At 52.3% G+C, this 281-nt stretch carries 1 pseudogene; it reads right to left on the reverse strand.

Annotation, left to right across the window (positions count from 1 at the left end):
- Nucleotides 1-167: 167 nt before the first annotated feature.
- Nucleotides 168-281: pseudogene (locus AB9K34_RS03710) on the reverse strand (transposase); the annotation flags it as partial.

A 281-nucleotide genomic window follows, 5' to 3' on the forward strand; every position in this document is an offset into this window, starting at 1 on the left:
TGTGATCAGCCCCACTGTGTGGTCCAATTTTATTGTTAGAGCATTTTTCATTTAATCGTCATCATACCCTGCCGCGTTGAAGAAATTCCAGCAATCGTCGGGTTCGAAGAGATCGCGGATTTCACCGACGGCTTGCCATACATTGTGGATGGTTCGGGCACCGATCCGCCGCAGATGCGCCTTCAGCTTGGAAAATACCATTTCGACGGGGTTCAGATCGGGGCTGTATGGCGGCAGAAAAAGAAACCATGCGCCGCGCTCCTGCAGGATAGCCTTGGCCT

It is taken from the genome of Sedimentitalea sp. XS_ASV28, from assembly GCF_041224545.1.
Classification (GTDB): domain Bacteria; phylum Pseudomonadota; class Alphaproteobacteria; order Rhodobacterales; family Rhodobacteraceae; genus Sedimentitalea.